The sequence below is a fragment of the Streptomyces sp. NPDC047917 genome (genome assembly GCF_043204345.1).
Taxonomy (GTDB): Bacteria; Actinomycetota; Actinomycetes; order Streptomycetales; family Streptomycetaceae; genus Streptomyces; species Streptomyces sanglieri.
On record NZ_JBIDCA010000004.1, the window covers coordinates 199162 to 222654 of the forward strand.

18 protein-coding genes are annotated in these 23493 nt (G+C 71.3%); 9 read left to right on the forward strand and 9 right to left on the reverse strand.

The annotated features are described in order from the left end of the window. Positions 1 to 227: 227 nt before the first annotated feature. Together ACGF8B_RS10700 and ACGF8B_RS10705 are read left to right on the forward strand one after the other, a co-directional pair. A complete protein-coding gene (locus tag ACGF8B_RS10700; RefSeq protein WP_392736763.1) occupies positions 228 to 728 on the forward strand; it encodes a nucleoside deaminase in 501 nt (166 codons plus the stop codon). A gap of 630 nt (positions 729 to 1358) precedes the next feature. Then, positions 1359 to 2348 carry a CehA/McbA family metallohydrolase gene (locus tag ACGF8B_RS10705; protein WP_392736765.1) on the forward strand — a complete coding sequence of 330 codons (990 nt, stop codon included), beginning with the start codon at positions 1359 to 1361 and terminating at the stop codon, positions 2346 to 2348. A gap of 50 nt (positions 2349 to 2398) precedes the next feature. Here the strand turns inward: ACGF8B_RS10705 and ACGF8B_RS10710 are convergent, their stop codons facing one another. Both ACGF8B_RS10710 and ACGF8B_RS10715 read right to left on the reverse strand, forming a co-directional pair. After that, a complete protein-coding gene (locus ACGF8B_RS10710; RefSeq protein WP_392736767.1) occupies positions 2399 to 4435 on the reverse strand; it encodes a prolyl oligopeptidase family protein in 2037 nt (678 codons plus the stop codon). A gap of 62 nt (positions 4436 to 4497) precedes the next feature. Further along, entirely contained in the window at positions 4498 to 5460 is a 963-nt protein-coding gene (locus ACGF8B_RS10715; protein ID WP_392736769.1) for a helix-turn-helix domain-containing protein, read from the reverse strand. A 91-nt stretch (positions 5461 to 5551) separates the two neighbouring features. Here ACGF8B_RS10715 and ACGF8B_RS10720 point away from each other — a divergent pair, with 91 nt between their 5' ends. After that, positions 5552 to 9781, forward strand: a complete 4230-nt coding sequence (locus ACGF8B_RS10720) for a S8 family serine peptidase (RefSeq protein ID WP_392736771.1) — start codon at positions 5552 to 5554, stop codon at positions 9779 to 9781. A 123-nt stretch (positions 9782 to 9904) separates the two neighbouring features. On the opposite strand, the gene lysA is transcribed toward ACGF8B_RS10720, so the two are convergent. From lysA to ACGF8B_RS10740, 4 genes are all read right to left on the reverse strand, one after another. Further along, complete coding sequence (gene lysA, locus ACGF8B_RS10725; RefSeq protein ID WP_392736772.1) at positions 9905 to 11278, reverse strand: diaminopimelate decarboxylase; 1374 nt, start codon at positions 11276 to 11278, stop codon at positions 9905 to 9907. 11 nt (positions 11279 to 11289) lie between these two features. Then, positions 11290 to 11682: an SAV_915 family protein gene (locus tag ACGF8B_RS10730; protein ID WP_392736774.1), complete on the reverse strand. Its 393-nt coding sequence runs from the start codon at positions 11680 to 11682 to the stop codon at positions 11290 to 11292. Positions 11683 to 11981: 299 nt separating this feature from the next. Then, complete coding sequence (locus ACGF8B_RS10735) at positions 11982 to 12518, reverse strand: hypothetical protein (protein WP_392736776.1); 537 nt, start codon at positions 12516 to 12518, stop codon at positions 11982 to 11984. An 83-nt stretch (positions 12519 to 12601) separates the two neighbouring features. Further along, positions 12602 to 14047 (reverse strand): serine/threonine-protein kinase, encoded by a 1446-nt coding sequence (locus tag ACGF8B_RS10740; RefSeq protein ID WP_392736778.1) that lies wholly within the window; start codon positions 14045 to 14047, stop codon positions 12602 to 12604. A 282-nt stretch (positions 14048 to 14329) separates the two neighbouring features. On the opposite strand from ACGF8B_RS10740, the gene ACGF8B_RS10745 reads away from it, so the two are divergent. Beyond that, the gene (locus ACGF8B_RS10745; RefSeq protein WP_392736780.1) at positions 14330 to 14761 is read left to right on the forward strand and encodes a hypothetical protein; all 432 of its coding nucleotides are present in this window, start codon (positions 14330 to 14332) and stop codon (positions 14759 to 14761) included. Between the two features lie 582 nt (positions 14762 to 15343). Here ACGF8B_RS10745 and ACGF8B_RS10750 read toward each other — a convergent pair. Further along, positions 15344 to 16132 carry an SAM-dependent methyltransferase gene (locus ACGF8B_RS10750; protein WP_392736782.1) on the reverse strand — a complete coding sequence of 263 codons (789 nt, stop codon included), beginning with the start codon at positions 16130 to 16132 and terminating at the stop codon, positions 15344 to 15346. Positions 16133 to 17104: 972 nt separating this feature from the next. On the opposite strand from ACGF8B_RS10750, the gene ACGF8B_RS10755 reads away from it, so the two are divergent. Then, complete coding sequence (locus tag ACGF8B_RS10755) at positions 17105 to 17977, forward strand: universal stress protein (protein ID WP_392736784.1); 873 nt, start codon at positions 17105 to 17107, stop codon at positions 17975 to 17977. Here the strand turns inward: ACGF8B_RS10755 and ACGF8B_RS10760 are convergent. Next, positions 17968 to 18642, reverse strand: coding sequence for a CBS domain-containing protein (locus ACGF8B_RS10760; protein WP_392736786.1), 675 nt, complete (start codon positions 18640 to 18642; stop codon positions 17968 to 17970). The genes ACGF8B_RS10755 and ACGF8B_RS10760 overlap by 10 nt on opposite strands. Positions 18643 to 18953: 311 nt before the next feature. Between ACGF8B_RS10760 and ppk2 the strand changes: the two genes are divergently transcribed. The 3 genes from ppk2 (at position 18954) to ACGF8B_RS10775 (ending at position 21421) form a co-directional block, all read left to right on the forward strand. After that, the gene (ppk2, locus tag ACGF8B_RS10765; RefSeq protein WP_392736788.1) at positions 18954 to 19793 is read left to right on the forward strand and encodes a polyphosphate kinase 2; all 840 of its coding nucleotides are present in this window, start codon (positions 18954 to 18956) and stop codon (positions 19791 to 19793) included. Between the two features lie 492 nt (positions 19794 to 20285). Then, positions 20286 to 20747: a cyclic nucleotide-binding domain-containing protein gene (locus ACGF8B_RS10770; RefSeq protein WP_342281766.1), complete on the forward strand. Its 462-nt coding sequence runs from the start codon at positions 20286 to 20288 to the stop codon at positions 20745 to 20747. A gap of 47 nt (positions 20748 to 20794) precedes the next feature. Continuing rightward, entirely contained in the window at positions 20795 to 21421 is a 627-nt protein-coding gene (locus ACGF8B_RS10775) for a CBS domain-containing protein (protein WP_392736790.1), read from the forward strand. A 48-nt stretch (positions 21422 to 21469) separates the two neighbouring features. Here ACGF8B_RS10775 and ACGF8B_RS10780 read toward each other — a convergent pair whose 3' ends face one another. After that, on the reverse strand, positions 21470 to 22498 hold the full coding sequence (locus ACGF8B_RS10780; protein WP_392736792.1) for a zinc-binding alcohol dehydrogenase family protein: 1029 nt from the start codon (positions 22496 to 22498) through the stop codon (positions 21470 to 21472). Between the two features lie 197 nt (positions 22499 to 22695). Here ACGF8B_RS10780 and ACGF8B_RS10785 point away from each other — a divergent pair, with 197 nt between their 5' ends. Beyond that, positions 22696 to 23457: an HAD family hydrolase gene (locus ACGF8B_RS10785; protein ID WP_392736794.1), complete on the forward strand. Its 762-nt coding sequence runs from the start codon at positions 22696 to 22698 to the stop codon at positions 23455 to 23457. Positions 23458 to 23493: the final 36 nt, after the last annotated feature.

Here is a 23493-nt window from a genome sequence, read left to right on the forward strand (position 1 = left end):
AACCTCAATCGACTTCCCGGCATAGGAACCGTGACGCCTATGGCACCCAGTCACAGGGACGCCTTGCCGACCCCTCTCCGCCATTGTCTCCATCTATGAGAATCATGGATAGCAAGACTTGGACACTATGACCGGAGCCCATGCATGGTGGAACTCACCGACCCGTCGCCCCACCGGCCACAACACAACACTTCACAACACCCGCCACCCCACACCGGAGGCCCGCCATGGACTTCGCCCAGCGCACCATCGACATCGCCCGCAAGAACGTGGAGGAGGGCGGACGCCCCTTCGCCACCGTCATCGTCAGGGACGGCGAGATCCTCGCCGAGAGCCCCAACAAGGTGGCCCAGACCAACGACCCCACCGCCCACGCGGAGATCCTCGCCATCCGGGACGCCTGCCGGAAGCTGGGCACCGAGCACCTGGTCGGCGCGACCGTCTATGTGCTCGCCCACCCCTGCCCGATGTGCCTGGGATCGCTGTACTACTGCTCCCCCGACGAGGTCGTCTTCCTCACCACCCGCGACGCCTACGAGCCGCATTACGTGGACGACCGCAAGTACTTCGAACTCGACACCTTCTACGGCGAGTTCGCCAAGGACTACACCGAGCGCCGCCTGCCCATGCGTCACGAGCCGTACGACGCCGCCGTCGATGTGTACCGGCTGTGGCAGCAGCACAACGGCGGCAACCGCCGCGTCCCCGGCGCGCCGACAGCCGCGTAACCCCCTCCCGGCCGGCCCTCCCGACATCCCCGGGCACCGGACACGGCGTTTGTCCGCCACGTGCGGGAGTGCTCTCGCCGCTCCCGCACGTGGCGGTGAGCCGGATCGGGCCGGCAGCGGCCCCCCGGAGTGGGCGAAGGCCAGGAGCAGTGCGGCGCCGCCGACGAGGGCGCCCAGCACGGAGGGGTCGACCAGCCGTGCGCCTCGGCCCGGCCGCAGCCGTACACCGTGGCCGTGAGGCTCGCCGCAGCCCAGTACGGCTCCCGCGATGTCGATGCGGGCGTGGCGGCGCCGCGAGTGATCGGCGGGCATCCAGACGGTGCCGACGAGCGCGGTGAGGGCGATCGGCACATTGGCCAGCATGGACCAGCGCCACCCGGACCATTGGGTGAGCACCCCGCCCAGCACGACACCCAGGGATGCTCCGGCTCCTCCGGCGGCACCGAAGACGATGCTCCGGCTCCTTTCGAGGGCGTCGAAGACGATGCTCCGGCTCCTTCGAGGGCACCGATGACAGCGATGGCACGGCGTCGCTCGCGGAATTCGGCGAAGGTGGTCGCGACGAGCGCGAGGCGGATGCGGCCGGCGGCGCGGCGAAGGCGCCCTGGACGGCGCGGGCAGGAGGAACGGATGTCTGAGCTTGAGGCCCCGCCGACACGGGTGACCGGCCGGGGACGCGGTTGGTACCGAGGCGACTGCCATGTGCATTCGGTGCACTCGGACGGCGAGCTGACACCGGAGCAGCTCGCGGCCGGTGCCCGGGCGGCGGGGCTCGACTTCCTGGCGACCACCGAGCACAACACCGCCGCCGCGCACGGCGTCTGGAACCGGCCGGCGGGCGACGATCTGCTGGTGATCCTCGGCGAGGAGGTCACCACCCGGACCGGGCACTGGCTCGCGCTCGGCCTCCGCCCCGGACAGGTGGTCGACTGGCGGTACGGCCTGCGGGACGGGCGGATCGACGGCCGTCTCGAAGAGGTGCGTCGAGCCGGCGGGCTGTGCGTGGCGGCCCATCCGCACGCACCGTACGCCTCGGGCACTTTCATGTATCCGTATGAGGGGTTCGACGTGGTCGAGGTGTGGAACGGGGCGTGGAGCTCGGACGTGCCCTGGAACGCCGACAACGAGGCGGCCCTGGCCGAGTGGGGACGTGGCCTGGCCGCGGACATCCACCGGGGGCGGTGGCGCCCGGCGATGGGCAACAGCGACACGCATCTGGCGGGCCAGCTCGCCATCCCGCACACCGTCGTACTGGCGGAGGAGCTGAGTGCCCGCGCGATCCTCGCCGGGATCCGGGCCGGCCGGAGCTGGATCGCCGAAACTGCCGCCGTGGAGTTGTCGTGCACGGCCTCGGCCGGTGGACGGAGCGCCGGAATCGGTGAACGGCTGAAGGCGGGTGACGCACCGGTCGTGGTGCGGGTGGACGTACGCGGTGTGCCCTCGGGCACGGTCGGCTTCCACACCGAGCAGGGCAGGGCACACAGCGCGGCGTTGCCCGAATCGGGAGCGGGCACCGTGGAGTGGCGCACCGGTACGGCGGACTCGGCGTTCGTCCGTGTCGAGGTGCGCCGTCCCGACGGGCGCATGGCGGCGCTCGGCAATCCGATCGTCCTGGCCTGACCGGGCCGGGCCGGGCCGCCTGCCCCGGCCCGAACGGGCCAGGACGCCCGCTACGCCTCCGGTGCCAGGTGCTGTCGGAGGAAAGTGTGCATCAGGGCCTCGTTGTGGGCGGACTGTTCGTTGTCGCTGGCGCCCGCGTGTCCGCCGCCGGTGTTCTCGTGGAACAGGACGGGGTGACCGAGTTCGCGCAGCCGTGCGGCCGCCTTGCGGGCGTGGCCGGGGTGGACCCGGTCGTCACGGGTGGAGGTGGTCAGCAGCACCGGCGGGTAGACCCGGTCCGCGGTGATCCGGTGGTACGGGGACAGCTCGCGCAGGTGCGGGCGGTCGGCCTCGTTGTCCGGGTTGCCGTACTCGGCGGTCCAGGAGGCTCCGGCCAGGAGCTTGTGGAAGCGGAGCATGTCCAGCAGCGGAACCTGGGCCACGATCGCACCGAACAGGTGCGGGTAGCGGGTGAGCATCGCGCCCATGAGCAGGCCGCCGTTGCTTCCTCCCGCGGCGCCCAGCATGGCCGGGGTGGTGATGCCTCGCGTCACGAGGTCGCCGGCGACGGCTGCGAAGTCCTCGAAGGCTCGTGGCCGGTCCGCGCCGAGCGCGGCCTGGTGCCAGTCCGGTCCGTACTCGCCGCCGCCCCGGATGTTCGCGATCACGTAGGTGCCGCCGCGCTCCAGCCACGCCCGGCCGGTCACCGCGTCGTAGGAGGGGATGAGGGGGACCTCGAAGCCGCCGTAGCCGTAGAGCAGCGCGGGGCCGGGGCCCGCGCCGGGGGCACGGCCGGGGCCGATCACGAAGTAGGGCACCCGGGTGCCGTCCTGGGAGGCGGCGAAGTGCTGTTCCACGGCCAGTCCCGCCGCGTCGAAGCGGGCCGGGCCCTGTTTGAGGATCTCGGAGTCGGCGCCGATCCGCCCGTGGTGGAGGGCGGGCGGCTGGAGGAACCCGGACACGTCCAGGAAGTACTCGTCGGAGACGTCGGGGTCGGTGTCGACGACCGTGACGCGGGACAGCGCCGGGACGTCCGTCAGCGGCTTGCGGGTCCATCCGCCGCCGGGGGTGGGGGCGGGGGTGAGGACCTCGATGCGGGTGCTGACGTCGCGCATCGTCTCCAGGATCAGATGGTGGCGGGTCCAGGAGTGTCCGGCCAGGGCCGTCCGCTCGTCCGGGGTGAACAGCACCTCTGCGGTGCGGTCGCCCGCCAGGAAGGCGTCGAAGTCGAAAGCGAGCAGGGAGCCCGCCGGCTGTCCGAGCCAGTCGGACTTCAGGCTGACGATCAGATGCCGACGGTGGGCGTAGGCGTTGGCGTCGTCGGGGACGTCGATCCTGACGAGCGAGGCGTCCGGAGCCAGGAGGTACGTCTCGCTGCGGAAGAAGTCCAGCCAGCGGCAGACGAAGTCCCGCTCGAACCCGGGTGTGGCGTCGTGCAGGCCCCAGGCCGCCACATCGCCCTTCCCGGCCTCGAAGACCAGGACGGATTCTTCCAGGGGCGTGCCGCGGCGCCAGCTGCGTACCGTGCGCGGATAGCCGGCGTCGGTCAGCGAGCCGGGACCGAGGTCCGTGCCGACGAAGACGGTGTCGGCGTCGATCCAGCCGATCCGTGTCTTCGCCTCCCCCACCCGGAACCCGTCGTCGACGAAGGTCCCGGTGGCGAGGTCGAACTCGCGGACCACGACGGCGTCCCCGCCGTCGCGCGACAGACACACCAGTGCCCGGTCGTGATCGGGACGGCGTACCTGAGCACCGGCCCACACCCATTTCTCGTCCTCCGCCGCGGCGAGCGCGTCGATGTCGAGGAGGACCTCCCAGTCGGGCGAGTCCTTGCGGTACTGCTCCGGTGTCGTACGCCGCCACACGCCGCGCACCTGCTCGGCGTCCTGCCAGAAGTTGTAGAGGAACGCGCCGCGCCGGACGGTGTACGGGATGCGGTCCGAGGCGTCCAGCACCTCCCGCAGGCGCTCCTTCAGGACGGGGAACGCGGCGTCGGCGGCCAGTGCCGCCGCCGTCTCGGCGTTCCGCTCGGCCACCCAGCGGAGCGCGGCCTCGCCGTCGATGTCTTCCAGCCACAGGTACGGATCTTCATCAGTCACGAGTCGCATTGTGCAGCCACCGCCCGCGTGCGGAGAACACATCCACACGTTCGACGTCCGGGCGTGCGGGCTCAGAGCCAGCCGCGGCGGGCGGCGATCACACCGGCCTGGAAGCGGTTGGCGGCGCCGAGGAGCTCGTGGAGGCGGCTGATGCGGCGGCGCATGGTGCGTACGGACCAGCCGAGCTGACGGGCTATCGCCTCGTCCTTGAGGCCGCTGACCAGGAGGGTGAGTACGCGCCGGTCCTCCTCGCCGAGCGGATCCTCGGCCGGTGCGTCGAGCGGCAGGGCCTGCTTCCAGCACATCTCCCAGTAGTTGGTGAGGGCGTCGAGCAGGGTGGACGGGCGGATCACCGCGGCTCGGACGTCGTCGAGGTCGAGGGAGAGCGGCATCAGGGCGAGTCTGCGGTCGGCGATGGCGAGTTTGATGCGCAGGCCGGGCATGACGCGGGCCTGTTCGCCGTGCCGGACCAGTTCACGGATGTCGTCGAGGACGCCCGGCCATTCCAGGGCCTCGGGGGCGTAGACCGCGCGGTAGCGCACGCCGCGGCCCATCGCCGTCGCCTCCACCGGATTGGAGGTGGTCAGCGCGTACGGCGGCCGGTCCAGGGTCATCACGTCCTCGTGGGCCTCCTGCTGAAGCCGGACGAACCAGCGTCCGAGCGCCTCGCTGCCGGTGGTGATCTCCACCTCGTCCTCGTCCGTGGCACCGGTACGCGCTGCGGCGAACAGCCGGGACAGCTCGTCGGCCGAGGCGCGGACCCGTTCCAGCTCGTTGCTCCTGGCCCGTACCAGTGCCTCGACGGCGGCCCCCGGCTCGATCGCGGCGTACCGGCGGCGGGTGCCGGCGAGCCGGCCGACCAGCCCGTGGTCGCGGAGCCGGTCCAGCGCCCTGGCGACGCGCTCGGCCGAACAGCCGAGGTCCGCGGTGAGTTCGGCGGGGGCGGCCGTCCGCCGGGTCAGGACCGCTCGGTAGACGCTCTCGTCGAACGGATCGATGCCTGCCGCAGTGAGTCGCGGTGTCTCGGTAGTCATGGACGGATGGTGGCCCAGTTGTGCCAGCGGCAGCAATGGGCCACGAAGATCCATTGTGCGGCAAGTGCCCGCACCACTAGGACCTTTACGCATGGCAATGAAGTCACGAAGATCTCGTCATGCCGCTCTCGCCGCCGCCGTTCTCGCCGGCACGTTGGCGGCGACACCCGGTGCCGCCGACGCGTCCACGCCCGACCCCTCGCAACGAGTGATCGTCGAACTGTCCGGGAGGCCCGCGGTCACCGCCGCGCCCGGTGGTTCGCTGCGGTCCGCCGAGGCCGCCGACGATGTCGGCGCCGCCCGCCGCGCGCTCGACGCACGGCAGCAGACGTTCCTCGGCTCGGCGAAGCGCGCCGGGCTGCACCCGTCGGCGACCCGCAGGCTCGGGCTGCTCATCGACGCCGTGGCGATGACGGTGCCCGCGTCCGAGGTGGGGCGGCTGTCCGCGCTGCCCGGCGTCACCTCCGTCCGCCCCGACACCCGGGTACTGACGAAGACGGACGTGAGCGTGCCGCTGATCGGCGCACCCGCCGTCTGGCAGCGCAAGGACCCCGGCAGGAACCAGGTGAACGGGACGGGAACCACCGTCGCGATCCTGGACAGCGGCATCGACTACACCCACCCCGACCTGGGCGGCGGACTCGGCAAGGGCCACAAGGTCGTCGGCGGGCACGACTTCGTCAACGGCGACGACGACCCGATGGACGACAACGGCCACGGCACCCACGTCGCCGGGATCGTGGCGGCCCGGGCCGCCACGAAGGGCGGCATCACGGGCGTGGCGCCGGGCGCGGATCTGCTGGCCTACAAGGTGATGGACGCCGACGGCTCGGGCTACACCTCCGACATCATCGCCGGGATCGAAGCGGCCTCCGATCCGGCCAATCCACACCGGGCCGACGTCATCAACCTGAGCCTGGGCGGCCCCGGCGACGGCACCGACCCGCTGGGCCGCGCCGCCACCGCGGCCGTCCGGGCCGGAGTGGTCGTGGTGGCCGCGGCCGGCAACGACGGACCGGGCGCGGGCACGGTCAGCAGTCCCGCGACGGCCGACGGTGTGATCGCGGTCGGCGCGTCGACGAGCAATGTGCGGCTGCCCAGCGCGTATCTGGCGGGCAAGAAGCCGGAGTTGATCCAGAGCTACCGCGGCATCCTGTCCGCGAACCCGCCCGAGCGCCCCGTCACGGCGCCGCTCGTCGACGTCGGCGAAGGCACCCCCGAGGACTGGGAGCGGGTCGGCGACGTACGCGGAAAGGTCGTACGGGCCCGGATGCTCGTCGCCGCGGACGCCCAGTACCTGACGGCGAGCGCGTTGGAGTGGGCGCAGGAGGCGGAACGGCGCGGCGCGATCGGCGTACTGGCCGGACTGCCCGGCAACGACGGCCCGGTGTTCGCCGCCGGAGCGGCAGGAGAGGCCCGGCCACCGGAGGTGCACCCCGAGCCGGGAGTGGCGCAGGTGCCGTCCTCGCCCGCACGGATCGACGCCTCCGGCGACTCGCTGCGGATGGACCGCCTGGTGGTCATGGGCATCGACTCGACCCAGTACACGGAGTTGACCTCCAGGCTCGCCGCCGGGAAGGTCTCCGTGACGCTGCGCGGCACCGACACCACCGACCGGATCGCCTCGTTCTCCTCACGCGGCCCCTCCCCGGCGTTCGGTCTGAAGCCCGATCTGGTCGCACCGGGGGTGGAGATCCGCTCCACGATGTCCAAGGCGCTGTACGGGCCCGGCCAGTACCGCATGTCGGGTACGTCGATGGCGTCCCCGCACGTGGCGGGCGCCGCGGCCCTGCTGCGCCAGCTGCACCCCGGCCGTACGCCCGCCGGGATCAAGGCCGCGCTGGTCGGCACGGCCGAGCCGCTGAGCGGCAGCGGGCCCACGACGCAGGGCTCGGGCCGGCTCGATGTGGCCGCGGCCGCCTCGGCCACGCTCGCCGCCGCACCCGCTTCGGTGTCCTTCGGGCTCGCCGACCTGTCCGGGCGGAAGGTCGGCGGCACCGAGAAGGTGACACTGCACAACTCCGGCAGGCGGCCGGTGACGGTCTCGCTGCACACCGACGGTCCGGCGACGGTCTCGCCGAGGCGGATCACCGTACCGGCCGGGCGGACCGCGACCGTCACGGTCTCGCTGCGCGTCGCCGGGCCGGACACGGACACCGAGATCGGCGGCCGCATCACGGCGACCCCCGACCGGGGCCCCGCGATCCGGGTGCCGTACCTGCTCGCCGTCCGGCATCTGGCGGTCCAGGCCGCACCCGACCCGAGCGACGGTCACTCGACCGTGCACATCGCCCCGCCGACCCGGCTGGCCGCACCACCGGTCGTCACCGTCACCCCGCCTCGCGGCCGGTCCACCGACATCGCCGCCACGCTGGATCCCGCGACCGGCTACTACCGGGCGAAGGTGACCGGCAGTGCGGCCGGCGCGTACCGGGTCTCGGTGCGCGGCACCGCAGCCACCGGGCAGCGGCTGACCGGCTCCAGTGCCTTCGAGGTCACCCCGGCCGACAGCCGTGGCGACCGCTGGCAGCCGGTGGGCCCCAACGGGGAGGCCGGCAGCCTCACCCTCTCGCCGGGCCGGCCGAAGCAGGCCGTCCTCACCGAGTACCAGAAGGCGGCTCCCTGGCTGACCACCGACAGCGGTGCCTCCTGGCGGCAGTTGGGACGGCTGCCGGTCGCGGACGGCACGGGGCAGCTCGTGGTGGACGCGGAGAACCCCGACCGCTGGTGGTACTCCGTGAACAGCGTCCACGACCTCAGCCGCCGGGGCACCGTGCTGCGCACCGACGACAACGGGCGGACCTGGCGCACGCTCGACTTCCCGGACACCCGCATCACGGCGTTCACCGCCGATGAGCACACCCGCACCCTGGTCGCGGTGACCTCGGACGCGCTGCTGGTCAGCACCGACGCGGGCGACCACTGGACGACGTACCCGACCGGTGTCACCGGTGCCGTCACCGCCGCCGCGATCACCGGTGGCACCCTCTACATGACGACGAACGACGGCGTCTGGGCCCGCTCCGGCATCGGCTCGGGCAACCCCGGTGAGGCGCGCCGGCTGTACGGCTCGTCCGGCGAGCACGTCGGCGGGCTGGCCGCCGACTCCTCGGTCCTGGCGGTGTACGTGACGGGCACCGGAGTCGTCGGGTCCCACGACGGCGGGAAGACCTGGGCCACCCTGCTGCCGTTGGCGGAGGGCGGCCTCGGCCTGACCGTGTCGGGCGGCGACCTGTACCTGCGCACACTGTCCGGCAGCGGCCGGCTCAGCCGCGACCACGGGCGGACGTGGACGACGGTGGCCACCCCGTCGCGTGCGGCGGTGCCGCTGGACTACGACCGCTGGGCCGACGGTTCGGTCACCGTCTCCAGCGAACAGGACGGCATCTACCGGGGCGCCTCGGACGGCACCGGGTACCGGCGGATCGGCGTCCAGGGACAGACGGTCCTCGATCTCGCGGTCAGTGACGGCCATCTGCTCGCCGCCACCGACAGCGCGGTCTACCGCACCGCCCTTCCCGTGGCGGGCCCGGAGTGGGGCCGCTCGGGCGGCGAGGGCATGCGCGGTGTCACCGTCCCGCAGCTCGCCACTTCGGCCAAGGAGCCGAAGGTGGTCTGGAAGGTCCGGCGCACCGGGTTCGGCGCGTTCACCGTGGAGCGGAGCGCCGACGGCGGTGCCACCTGGAAGAAGCGGGGCACTTCGGCCGAGGTGCCGACGGCGCTGCTGGTCCACCCCGCCGACCCGAACCGGGTGATGGTCAGCTTCCAGAGCCTGTTGGGCCAGGGGCTGTTCGCCACCAGCGACGGCGGCGCGACGTGGAAGAACCTGTACCACGAGCGCTCCTTCGACACCGTCGTGGGCGATCCCGCCGATCCGCTGCGCCTGTGGCTCGGCAACAGGTCCGGTCTCTACCGCTCGGACGACGGCGGTGTGACCGTCACCAAGGTCGCCGACGGCCCGGTGGCCGCGATCGATCTCGACGGCCGGCGGCTCGTCATCGGCGGTGACAACGTCCGCGTCAGCACCGACGGCGGCCGGACCTTCCGCACCGCGGACACCGGAGCGCTCGCGATCCATGTCTCCGACCTGCTCCGGGTCGGGAACACGTACTACGCGGCCACCACCAGCTCCAGGGCCAGTGGTCTCCTGCAGGGCGGCCGCGGTGTGCTGCGCAGCACCGACCGCGGCCGGAGCTGGCACAACATCTCCACCGGCCTGCAGAACACCGATACGACGAAACTCGCCGCGAGCCCCGACGGCCGCACGCTCTACGTCGGCACCGTCGACGGCGGCGTACACCGTCTCGGCCTGCGCCGCTGATCAGCGGGGGATCGCGGGCGGCGGTTCACCCGCCGCCTGCGGTCCGGTGCTCCCCATTCGTCACGAGGGAGGAGGAGCGTTCGATCGGGTCCTTCCGGCGCGTGTCCGGGAGATGACCACCGTTCAGAGACCGATGTCGCGGCCGTTGATGTCGGCGAGGGACTCGCGCCGGACCAGCAGCCGTGCCCGGCCGTCCGCGACGGCGACCACCGGCGGGCGGCCGACCGCGTTGTAACTGGACGCCATGGAGAGGTGGTACGCGCCCGCGACCGGCACGGCTACCAGGTCCCCGGGACGGATGTCGCCCGGCATGGGTACATCGGCGGCGAGCACATCACCCGCCTCGCAGTGCCGGCCGACGACGGTCGCGTTGCGGGGCTCTGCCGTCGAGCGCCGGCCGATGAGCCGGGGTGCGTAGCGTACGCCGTACAGAGCGGGCCGTGGATTGTCGCTCATGCCGCCGTCCACGGCCACGAAGGTGCGGTCGCCGGTCTGCTTGACCGCGAGCACCCGGTAGAGCGCCACGCCCGCGGGCCCGACCAGCGCACGGCCGGGCTCGACGGTGAGCCGGGGCACGGGGATGCCCGCCACGGCGCAGTTCGCGGCCAGTTCGCGGTGGATCCGGGCGCCGAGCGACGGAATGTCGAGGGCGGCCTCCCCCGGCCGGTAGGCGACGGCGTGCCCGCCGCCGAGGTCCAGTTCGGGCAGGGCGATCCCGTGCTGCTGCCGGATCTGGGCGAGCAGCCCGACGACCCGTCGCAGCGCGGTCAGATAGGGCTTGGCCGTGGTGATCTGCGAGCCGATGTGGCAGTGCAGGCCCACGAGTTCGAGCCGTGGCTGGTCGAGAATCCGGGCGACCGCGTGCCGAGCGCTGCCGTCGGTGATCGACAGCCCGAACTTCTGGTGCTCCGTGCCGGTGCGGATCGCGGCGTGGCCACCCGCGCTCACCCCCGGAACCACGCGCACCAGCACCTTCTGCCGGGCGCCGTCCGGGATGAGCGCGGACAGCCGGGCGATCTCCCACGCACTGTCGATGACGATCCGTCCGGCACCCAGGCGCAGCGCGGCCTCCAGGTCTTCCGGGCTCTTGGCGTTGCCGTGCAGCACGATGCGTTCGGGCGGGAAGCCGGCCGTCACGGCGAACTCCAGCTCGCCCGCGGAGCAGACGTCCAGGCCGAGGCCCTCGTCGCGTACCCAGTGCAGCAGGGCGCGGCAGAGGAACGCCTTGGCCGCGTAGACGACATCGGTGTCCGGGAAGGACCGCAGATAGGTGCGGCAGCGTTCTCTTACTTCGCCCTCGTCGAGCAGGTAGACCGGTGTGCCGAACCGTTCGGCCGCCTCGACGAGCGAGACTCCGCCCACCGCGACATCGCCGTGGGCGGTGAGCCGGGCCGATACGGGCCAGACGGACAGGCTCGCGGTGCCGCCCGGAGGCGCAGGGGCCGGGTGAGGCGCGGCCGGTACCGAAGGCGGCTGTCCGGGGAGTGTTGTGGCCATGATTATTCCCCTCAGCCGATCAGGAGGTTGCTGCCGGGTACGACGGCCGTCCGCCGGTCGCGTGGTGGCGCGGGTGCCGTGCGCCGGGCGGGATTCACGACGGGGGCGGTGGCATCGGGCCCCGGCACGGCGAGCACTGGGTCGACGACGAGGCCGACGATCCCCAACGGCGCGACGAGGGCGCGTACCGCCGGCTCGGAGAGGCGGATCCAGGGCTGGCGGGGTCCGAGGGTGAGGGTCAGTCGCCGCTCGTGGGTGAAGGCGACGGCGGTACGCACACCGAGGGGCGTACGGAAGAGTCGGGCGCAGTGGCCCGCGGGCCCGGGCCGGACCGGAACGTACAGCGCTCCGGTCCGGCTCGGTCGAAGGGGGTCGGGGTCCTCGGCGGGCCGGCTGTCGTTCATGGCACTCCTCGTGGAGACGGGTACATCGCCCCGGACCGGTCGCGATCCGGGACGGCATGCAACGACGCTATGCCCGCTCTCATGGGGCCGGACGTCCCCATTGGCGGCTCCTTGATCCCGCGGGTCCGACCTTTGACGTGCAATTGACGACGGGGAATCACCTGTTGCTGTGCACGTTCTGGACCAGGTTGCCGCAGGTGTCGTCCAGTACGGCGGTGGTGACCGGGCCCGTCTCTCGTCACCGGCTGAGGGGCAGCCGGGAGCCCTGCCCGGCCGGGCCCACCATCGCGCCGCCGGCTCTACTCGCCGGGGAACGAGAAGTAGAGCGCGTCGCTGTAGAACGAGGCGAAGTGGTCCTGCCAGTCGGCCCGGACGGACGCGAGCCATGCGTCGTCCTTCCCGGCTATCGCCGCCTCGGCGCGGGCCACGGCGTCAGGGATGTCGTGCGCGACCAGGTACCGCACCGCCTCTTCGGGATCCTCGTCGCCGAGCGACACCATCTCCCCCGTCTCCAGCACGAAGTACGTGTCGCGCTGCTTGTCCAGATGGGCCGTGGTCCTCGCGACGCACCCGGCGAATTCACGGTCGTCCGGGAGCCCTTGCCCGACCACGCGCAGGAGATCGCCGAGAAGGGTGGAGCCTCCGGAGAAGTCCGCGGCGATGCCGATGCGTCTGTTCCAGATCATGGACGGGACTATGTTCGTCCCGCGCCCGACGAGCAGCTTGTGCGCCAGCGGAATGCTCCAGTTGTGCTCGGAGACGCACCGGATCCTCTCCGGGTTCTTTTCCGCGGTCGGCGGTGTGCTCGCTGAATAGAGGTATGAACGGTTGGCCATGGTGGTGACCCTAACTTCCCCCACTGACAGCCCGGTCCTGGCGAACAGCGAGCCCCGGCACGGCCGGATCACCCGGTGTGCCGTCAGGAATCTTCGTGGGTCTCGGTGACGGGGACGTCGTGACGAGTGGCAAAGAAGCGAACGGTGTCGGCGAGCGGCGCCGTGCCGGCACCGGGAGCCAGCCGGGTGGTCCGGATGTGGATGGCTCCGTCCTTGCTCCCGCGTACCCACCGCGGCTTCAGGAAGGCCACGGGCAGCCGGTGGCTCTCCGGCATCCGCACCGTGAGCACGGTGTCCCCCGTCTCCCGCACCCTGAGCTCGACCGACTCGGCATCGGACCAGCGCAGCACCGCCAGGTTCACGGCGGATCCGACGCCGATGCCGAGGTCGTTCACCACGAGTCCGTCGTTCTGGCTGAGCAGGCCGAAGAGCCTCAGCAGCATCAGGAAGGCGATGAATCCGGACAGTACCCTCACCACCTCGGCGAGGTGGAGCAGGTCACCGCTCGCCGCGATTCCGGCGAACGCGAGGGTGATCAGCACGTTCCGCAGGATCTGTGTTCCGCGGCTCCGCCGGTTGCGGAGGTAGGAGGCGATCGGCTCGGATCCGGGGCGCGCGGCGGGGCGGCGGCGCAGTGCGGCCTGCCCCGGGACCGCGGGCGGAGTGGCCGGGCGGGGCCGGGGCCCTGCCGGCGGCGTCGGCAGCGGCGGGGTGGACGCGGGTTCGCCGGGTGCCACAACGGTCAGGTCGATCCGGCCGGCGCAGGCGACCAGCAACTCCTCGGGGGTGGGCCGCAGTCCGGGTTCCTTCTGGAGGCAGGCGACGACCAGGGGCCGCAGATCCGCGGGGATCGCGGAGACGTCCGCGTCCTCGTGGACCGCCCGGTACAGCAGTCCGTAGACCTGTCCCTCCCCGAACGCGCTGCCGCCCGCCGCCGCGACCAGCACCGCACCCAGTGCGAACATGTCGCACGCGCCGCTGACGTCGAGCCCCTGGGCCTGCTCGGGCGCGATGAACCCGGGCGTGCCGACGGCAGCCCGGTCGGCAGTCAGCCGGGTGCCCTCCACGGCGCGGGCGATGCCGAAGTCCAGTACCCGGGGCCCGTCCTCGGCCAGGACGATGTTGCCCGGCTTGAGGTCGCGGTGGACCAGGCCGCAGGCGTGAATGGCTTGCAGCGCCTCCGCGAGCGCGGCGGCCAGTGCCCAGAGCCGCCGCTCGTCCAGCGCGCCGTGCCGGGCGATCTCCTCGGCCAGTGTCGGTCCCTCGATGTAGGCACTGGCCATCCACGGCTGCGGGGCGTCCGCGTCGGCGTCGACGACCGCCGCCGTGTGGAAGCCGCCCACCTTGCCGGCGGCCTCGACCTCTCTGCGGAAACGTCTCCTGAACTCCGGGTCCGTCGCGTACTGCGCCCTGATCACCTTGATGGCGACCGCCCGACCCGCACGGGAGCGGCCCAGGTAGACGGAGCCCATGCCCCCGCTGCCCAGCTCGCGCACGATCACGTACGGACCGATGTGTCCCCCGACCACGGCACCCCCTCGGGATCGACGAAAGCCATGGTCCCTCCACCTGTTCCGTTCCGCCGGCCGCGGGCTCGACATCCGATCCGCGCAACCGCAGTATGGCCCGGGCGTGTCACGCCTGTCAGGGAGGGAGCCAGGATGGAATCCGATGATCCGGGCGGACCCGGGAACGGGCGGCACAAGGAGCGCAGCCGGGCCCACGGCAATCCCCGTCCGGCCGGCGGTGACGGCCCGGGGCGGGGGCGGTCCTGGGAGCCGGGAGGTCCCCCCGTCCCCTCCGGTGTCCCCATGCCCGACCCGGTACGGAAGTTACGGGTGCTGATGATGGTCCTCGGTGGCATCCAGGCCGTCCTCGGGCTCGCCCTGGTGAGCAACAGCGTGGAGATCGCCACGTCGATCTGGGGCGAGGGCGAGCCGAATCCGTGGGGCCGGACGGCGGGCGAGGAGCATTCGGGGCAGGTTGTCCTCGCCGGGATCCTGGTGCTGGCCGTCGCGGCCTGGGGCATCGCCACCGCCGTCAAGTTCCCCACCCGCAACCCTGCCCTGCGGACCTCGGCCTTCGTCTACGGCTGGACGGCACTGCCCTTCACCGTGGTGTTCTTCGAGGTGATGCCCCTCCTCGGGATCGCATGGCTGGTGCCCGCGATCCTCGCCCTCGTCCGGCCCAACCAGCCGGAAACCCGGGCGTGGTTCGGCGGGCCCGGAGCCTCGCCACGTTGAGCGTCCGCGGGGGCGACCCGACCGCGCGGGCCACGTCAGCCTCCGGCTGCGGCTGCGGGACCGGGCTCCAGGAGCCCCGGACGGGGAGAGCAACGCCCCAGCCCGGGGCTCCTGCCCGCCCGCCCCGTGATCGATCCACCGAAGCCGGTCGGCGACGCCCTTCGCGGCCGGTCTGCCGTCGGATGAAGGAGCGCCCGGCGATGGGCTTCACCCTCGCCGCCGAGACCTGCTGTCATGCAGTCAGATGCCCAGTTGGAAGGCGTGCCCGCGCTGGGCCGCGCCGGCGTGCACGGGAGGCTGTATCGACGGTATGACCTGTTGCAGGTCTCGTTCTATCCGCTGGGCCGTTCCACGAACATCGTCTGGAACATTGCCCTTTTCCTGCACAAGGAGGTTGAAGATCGGAGTATCTTGGAACATGGGAAAGCTGCTCTCTCGGACTTGTCTGCGGGTGCAGAAGAGATCGTCGTGCCGGCCGAAGATTCCCCATCGCCCTGGCCCTGGCTACGGAATTCGGTTCATCAGGACCCATTCGGTCCGTGGTGTCCATCCGGTGCCCCGGACCGGGGGTGGGGCCGGATATCACTTGCGGGCGACGAACCCCCACTGGTCGACGGGCTCAGCCACTTCCTCCTCCGGGCTCGGACGCCACAGGGAGATGGACCCGAATCCCGGAGCGATCAGTTCCATGCCGTCGGCGCTCGCGCGGATCTCCTCGGGCCGGCGCACGAGATAGGGCGGGGTGTCCCCCGAGGCGTACGCCTCCTGTGCGGCCAGCGTCTGCGGCGTGGCGACCGTGTCGCAGAGAACCAGATGACTGCCGGCCACGGTGCCAGCCATGTAGCGCCGCATGAGGTCGATGCCGGACTGGGGATCGACGTGACCCAGCGTGGACAGCACCAGGACGGCTATCGGCTGTGTCATGTCGAGGGTCTGCGCGGCCTCCTGGAGCACCTGTTCGGCGTCCACCATGTTCGCGTGCACGTAGTTCGTCACGCCTTCCGGTGCGCTCGTGAGGAGAGCGCGGGCGTGGGCCAGGACCAGGGGGTCGTTGTCGACGTAGACGATGCGCGCTTTCGGTTCGATGCTCTGCGCGACCTCGTGGGTGCTGTTCTGTACGGGGAGACCGGTCCCGATGTCGAGGAACTGGGTAATTCCTGCTTCGCCTGCCAAGTACCGCACGGCACGGGCCTGGAAGGCCCGCGAAGCCAGGGCGAGGTCTCGTGTCTGGGGGTAGGTCGCGATGACCTGGTCTCCCAGCTCCTGGTCGACGGGGTAGTGGTCCTTGCCTCCGATCCAGTAGTTCCAGACTCGGGCCGAGTGGGGTACGCCACTGCGGATCTGGACTTCGAGATCAGGGTTCGTATTCATGTGAGACCTTGCTTCTTCCATACATGTCGCGGATCTGTGCCGGCGCAGGTGCGCCGGGTCGTGCGGTGTCGTCGGCCGCGTGACGAAGCGCCGGCGCAGGTTGCCCGCCCGGGGGCTCCGCCGGATCGCGGCGGCTGTGCAGCCTGTTGATACGGAAGTCTCTCAGGCCACGCCCCAAGTTGCCGCAGGCGTCGCCCCATCGGGGGCAGCCTGCGCTCCGAGCGAGTTCGTCGGCTGCCGCTGGGCCTCCCGTCTCGGCTCGACGAACGTACGAACTGAGCATGTAGATATCACGGATGTGCGTGGGTGTGGGCAGGCACGGCCGGTTCCTGATCGGTGCACCCGAGGCCCGGCGGCCGTCTCCTCCCGGCTGCCGGGAAGCGCGTGGCCGCCGTTCCGGAGGCAGTTTCCGGGATATGCGTCTTCGTGGACAAGAGCAGACGGCAGGACGAAGTCGAGATCGTCGAAGGCCGATGTGAGCCGGTGCGCTCGTGCGGCGGGCCGGCTCCTCCGGCTGTCCGGATTCCCCACTTCCCCGCTTTCCGACTTCCCGACTTCCCGCAACGACGCGTGCGGTGTTCAGGCCCCGCGACGCACCGCACTCCGCACGGCAGGGCGTCGGGCCGAGCCGCCCGGCCAGTAGCCCGTTGCGCCCTTTCGGGGAGCGCCCCGCAACCCGTCGATATCCACCACCTGGGGAATGACCACCGCTCTCCCTCCTCGTGCGGATTCCGTTCCGCTACGAGTCCCACCACATCGGGGTCCGCATGCGGCACCAGGAGATATGCGGTACTCCTCGAATGAGGAGAAGCCGCTGTCGGCGCGTCGGCGTGGATGTTCGCACAATCGATTCCCTCCCGCCCTCGTCCGACTTGGTGCAGGCAAAAGCACCGGGGCGCAATGGGCCGGACGTGCGGACCCGCTTGCTGTCATTCCAACGCCTACGAGCCTTACGAGACGGAGGCATTCGCCATGGAGACAGTCGTCACCGTAGGCCTCGACGGCTCACCCGAGAGCCTTGCCGCTGCCCGGTGGGGCGCCGATGAAGCCGAGCGGCGGAAGCTCACGCTGCGCCTGCTGCACGCGTGGCCCCTGCTGGCGCCGGAGCCGACCCGCGTTCCCGCAGAGATGGATCAGAACTACTGGGCGAGGCGGATCGTGCACAAGGCGCGGGCGGAGCTCCAGGCACGCCACCCAGGCCTTCCCATTGTCGGCAGCCTGGTTGCCGACGACGCCCAACACGCGCTGCTGCGGGCGGCGTCGGAGTCCGCGATGATCGTGCTCGGTTCGCGCGGCCTGGTGCCCGTCGAGAGCTATTTCCTCGGAGACATCAGCATGCCTGTGGTGGCACGGGCCGACGTGCCGGTGGTCCTGGTGCGCGCCGAAGCGAGCGAACAAAGGCCCCGCCCCGCTCCGGTGGCGGACGGCGGCGTCGTGGTGGCGCTGAAACTGCACGGCCCCTGCGACGACCTCCTCGAATTCGCCTTCGGTACCGCCTCAGCGCGAGGCGTGGCCCTCAGAGCGGTCCACGGCCAAAGCCTGCCACTGGTCGCATACGCGCCCTGGGGCGTGGATCACGACGTCACGGAAGAAATCACTCGGGACGCGCAGAAGCGCGTCCACCAGATCCTCCTCCCCTGGCGTGACAAGTTCCCGCTCGTCGAGGTGAGCGACAGCATCGCTCTCGAAGGCCCTGCCAAGGCTGTCGTGCGGGCCGCCCATGGAGCCGGTCTGCTCGCAGTCGGCCGACGCAAGCATCGCCCCGCCCTGTCTCACCTGGGCCCGGTCGCACAAGCCGCCGTTCATCACGCGCGCTGCCCTGTCGCCGTCGTCCCTCATGGCTGAGGTGGGGTACTCGGTCCGTCGCCGGCCCGATGGGCCAGGTGTCCGGCGACGGACACCACGCCGTCGACGCTCCTGCACAGCCGCTCGATGACGGGAATCAGGCTCTTGAACTCGACGGATCCTTCGAGTGTCACCTCTCCCTGCCGGACCTCGACCGTCACCGCCGAGGGAGCGAGGCCCATCGTCCGCTGCAGCACGTCACGGGTGATCTCCTCTCGGATGGCGTCATCGTGGCGAAGGAAGACCCGTAGCAGGTCCCTGCGGCTGACGATGCCCAGCAGTTTGTCCGTCTCGTCCACGACAGGCAGCCGTTTCACGTCCTGCACTTCCATGAGGCGGGCGGCCTCGACCACGGTCCAGTCCGGACGCGCGCACACCGCGGGAGCCGACATCAGTTCCTCGGCCCTGGCCCCCTCGGCCTTGGCCCGCTCCCACGCCTCCAGATGCGGAATGGGTGTCCGGCCGGTCGGGTCGGTCAGGTCGGCGGACTTGCGCAGCAGGTCTGCCTCGGACACCACACCCATGGGCCGGTCCAGTTCGTCCACCACGGGCATCGCGGTGACGTCGTTCTCCGCCAACAGTCTGACGATCTCCTTGAACGGCAGGTCACGCCGTGCCCGGACAACGTCTCGGGTCATGAGATCTGCAACGGTTCGGTGGTGCATGTGACTCGCCTTTCAAGGAGTGCTGGTCAGAAGTGGTCATGTGTCGAGCGGACCAGGAACCGGACGCCCACGGTTGAGCCGACCGGGGCTCGCCTCCGGGGCCGGTGGTCCCCGGCGAACGTCCCATTCGGCCCCACGGCATTGTGCTTTCCTCCTCGTACGGCGGCACGCCGTGCGTGGCAGTCCGAGTACAGCGGCACGGTGACGACGATGCGAGCTCGCCCCGGCGATCGCCTTGGCGTCGACAGTCCGGCCACCGGAACCAGCATCCACGTGTGGCCGGAACGCCGTCTCTTCCTTAACGTCGTGCCATGTCTGACGAGAAGAGTCCGGGCGGGCCGGGGAAGCTGCCGCGTTCGCTGTACGAGCGGGAGCTCTACCGGCTCCAGACCGAGCTCGTGAAGCTCCAGGAGTGGGTACGCGCCGAAGGCGCACGGCTCGTCGTGGTGTTCGAGGGACGTGACGCGGCGGGCAAGGGCAGCACGATCAAGCGCGTCACCGAACACCTCAATCCCCGGGTGGCACGGATCGTCGCGCTGCCGCGACCCACCGAGCGCGAGCGCGGCCAGTGGTATTTCCAGCGCTATGTCGAGCATCTTCCGGCCCCGGGGGAAGTGGTCCTGCTCGACCGGAGCTGGTACAACCGCGCCGGCGTCGAGCGCGTGATGGGTTTCTGCACCATGGAGGAGCACCAGCGCTTCCTTCGCCAGTGCCCGATCTTCGAGCGCATGCTGGTGGAGGACGGCATTCTGCTGCGGAAGTACTGGTTCTCGGTCAGTGACGCGATGCAGGAGGAGCGGTTCCGGCGCAGGCTGCGGGATCCCACCCGCCGGTGGAAGCTGTCCCCGATGGATCTGGAGTCGATCACCCGCTGGGAGGCATATTCGCGGGCGAAGGACGAGATGTTCGTCCACACCGACATCTCGGAGGCTCCGTGGTACGTCGTCGGGAGCGACGACAAGCGCCGGGCCCGGCTGAACATGATCGCTCATCTCCTGTCGACCGTGCCGTACGGGACGGTCGATCCACCGGTGATCGAACTGCCCCCGCGGCCTCCGTCCACCGGGTACCAGCGACCTCCCAGGGACCTTCAGACATACGTCCCCGACCACGCGTCAATGCTCGGGAAGCGAGACGGGAAGGGCAGCTGATCAGGGCGCGGGAGGTACGACGGTCACCGGGCGGTCGGCGTGCTGGAGCGGAGCACGCGCAACCCGGCCGGGCCGGAGTCCGGGGTGGCCCGCCCCGACATCGATCAGGGTGGCCGCGCCTTCCTCGTGGTACCGGTGCTCACCGACAGTGTGCCGGGGGCGAGCACGGTCGTGCGGGGCACAGCGCCATGCCCGCAGGGCATCCGGTTCGCAGCCCCTCGCCCCGGCCCCACGGAAGGGATCTGCTCGTCGCCGCCCCGGTGTCCGGTTGGCCCGCGAGGCGCCGGAGGCGATAGTGGAGGGACCGGGCGGCGGTCCGGTCCGGTCCAGTGATCGCGCGCAAGGTGCGCCCCGGCCGACAAGGCGGCCGGGTGCTCCGGGGCGCGGAGCCCACCGAGGTCCGGACGGGCCCGCGGCAGGGGCCGGACGGCCCCTGTCCGTGAACCGGCTGCCCGGCGATGCTGACACCGGAATCTACAGAGGAGGCCACCGATGAGCGGTTCTCCGACTCGCATCACCGCGGCCCTGCCCGCCCCGTACCGTGCCCGCCTGATGGGAGTCGGGCAGGAGGTCAATTTCGCCCAGGGGGTCCGTCTCTTCCAGGAAGGGGACCACGCGGACAGCTTCTGGATCCTGCGCTCGGGCACCGTCACGCTGGACATCCGTGTGCCGGGCAGTGCCCCGGTGGTGATCGACAGTCTCGGCTCCGGCGAACTGGTCGGCTGGGCCTGGCTGTTCGAGCCCCGCATCTGGCACCTCGGAGCGGAGGCGATGACGCCTGTCCGTACCCATGAGTTCGACGCGACGACCGTACGCATGATGATGGACGCGGACCCCGCCTTCGGTTCGGCCATCGGCCACTGGGTCGGTCAGGTACTCGCCCACCGGTTGCAGGCCACCCGGATCCGTCTGCTCGATCTCTACGCCCCGCACGGCAGCGGCGGATTCGTGTGAGTACGCCGTCGCGCCACCACCCATGAGCCACGCGCGAGGAGCACCCGGTGGCCGCATCCCCGTACACCGTCAGTGACGTCATGACCCACATGGCCGTGGCCATCGGCCGCGAGGCCTCGTACAAGGAGATCGTCGAGCTGATGCATCAGTGGAAAGTCAGCGCCGTGCCGGTCCTCGAAGGCGAGGGCCGCGTCGTCGGGGTCGTCTCCGAGGCGGATCTGCTGCCGAAGGAGGAGTTCCGGCAGGACGACCCGGAGCTGCCCGGCCGGCCGGAGGAGGCGGCGTCCAAGGCCAATGCCGTACTGGCCGGGGACCTGATGTCGAGTCCCGCCGTCACCGTCCACCCCGGCGCCACGCTCGCCGAGGCCGCCCGGATCATGGCTCGCAAGCGCGTGAAAAGGCTGCCCGTCGTGAACGATCTCGGCATGCTGGAGGGCGTCGTGAGCCGCAGCGACCTCTTGAAGGTGTTCCTGCGCCCGGACGAGGAGATCGACGAGGAGATCCGGTCCACCGTCGTCGCCGGACTCTCTCCCCCGGAGCAGGTGCAATTCACTGTCCTGGACGGTGTCGTGACCGTTCGGGGGCCGCTCCGGGACCGTTCCCTGGTACCGCTTCTGGCCCGGGCCGTTCGCGCGGTGGAAGGCGTTGTGGACGTACGTATGGAACTTGCCTGAGACTTCCGGGGCGAGGCTCGTCCCGGGACGAGGATGCCGGAACGAGGCTCATCCCGGGACGAGGACGGCGGCGCCGGTGACCCGGTCGGCGGCCAGATCCCGCAGAGCCCGGTCGGCGCCGCTCAGCGGATACGGGCTGACGGTGACCCGCATGCCGATCCGTGCGGCCGTGTCCAGGAAGTCGCGGCCGTCCTGCCGGGTGTTGGAGGTGACACTGCGCAGGTTCCGTTCCTCGAAGAGGTGGCGCCGGTAGTCGAGCACGGGGATGTCGGTGAGATGGATACCCGCGACGGCGAGCGTTCCCGACCGGTCCAGAGCCTCCAGTGCCACGGGCACCAGATCACCGACCGGTGCGAACAGGATCGCCGAATCCAGGGGCTCGGGCGGACGGTCGCAGGCGCCGCCCACCGATGCGGCACCCAGGTCGGCGGCGAGTTCACGGGCACGGGCCGAACGGGTCAGCACGTGCACGGTCGCTCCTTCGGCCAGGGCGACCTGCGCGGCCAGATGGGCCGAGGCCCCGAAGCCGTAGATCCCGAGCCGGCCGCCGGGCGGCAGGGCGCTGCGGCGCAGGGCCCGGTAGCCGATGATCCCGGCGCACAGCAGCGGCGCCAGCAGAGCGGCGTCCTGGTCCTCCGGGAGCCGGTAGGCGTAGTCGGCCGGTACGAGGGCGATGTCGGCGAAACCGCCGTCCGCGTCCCAGCCGGTGTAGAGGGAGGCCGGGCAGAGGTTCTCACGGCCGGCCCGGCAGTAGCGGCAGTGGCCGCAGGTGCTGCGCAGCCACGCCCCACCGGCCCGGTCGCCGACCCGGAAACCCGTGACGGTCTCGCCGACCGCCGCCACCCGGCCGACGATCTCGTGACCGGGAACGGTCGACGCCCGGTGCGGGGACAGGTCGCCCTCGGCAAGGTGCAGGTCGGTGCGGCACACACCGCACGCCTCCACCCGCAGCAGCAGTTCACCCGGCCCCGGCGGGGGGACCGCTCGTCGCACACGCACCAGCGGGCCGTCCGCGATCGGGCCGGGGCTTCCCACGGCCCATCCGGTCAGTGTCTCCGAAGCCGGTTCGCGCACCATGCTCCCAGCGTCGCGCCGGCATGCGGGTCGGGCAAACGCTCACGGCGGTACGGCGGGAGACCCAGCCGCCCGCCGTACCGCGCGGCAACGGCGCCCCGTCCGCCGGGGCAGCCGCCGAAGGCCGCTCCTGTGCTCGGCGCGCCCGTGAACGGTGGCCGTGTTGCCATGGAGAGGGCTTGCTGACGATGGGATCCGTCATGAGCGGCACACCGTCCCTGGCAGATTGCCTGCGTTCGCTGCGGGCCGTGGTCTTCGACACCGACGGCGTGGTCATCGATTCCGCGCGAATCCATGCGGCGGCCTGGCAGGGTGCCTTCGACGCCTGTCTTTCGGCCGCGGGCGGGCAGCGCCCGTTCGATCCGGTGACCGAGTATCTCCGGCATGTCGACGGCCGGTCACGGCTGGACGGGGCCGCCGGGTTCCTGGCCTCCCGGGGATTGGATCTGCCGCTGGGCGATCCCGACGACGCGCCGGGCACCGCCACGGTGTGGGCCGTCGCGGCCCGCAAGGAGGAACTGTTCACCGCGAGCGTGCGTGCGCACGGTGTCGCGGCCTGGCCGGGCACCGTCCGCCTGCTGCACGCACTGAGGCGTGAGCGGGTGCCCTGCGCCGCTGTTTCGGCGTCGCGCCACGCGACCGAGCTGATGACCGCGGCAGGTGTGATCCCCTTCTTCCGGAGTGTGGTGGACGGCAACGAAGCGCGTCGGCTGGGGCTTCCGGGCAAACCGAACCCGGCGCTCTTCCTGGAGGCGGCCCGGCGACTGGGTGTTCCGGCTCGGGACACGGCTGTGCTGGAGGACGCGTCGGCCGGTGTCGAGGCCGGTCGACGCGGCGGATTCGGTCTGGTGGTGGGAGTGGACCGTACGGCCGGAGAAACCAATTCGACCGCACTGCGCCGCCACGGCGCAGATGTGGTCGTGACCGACCCGGGCGAGCTGCTGACCGCCGAAACGGACTGATGTCCGCGGTCCGTGCCCGGTCACACGTGGGCCGAC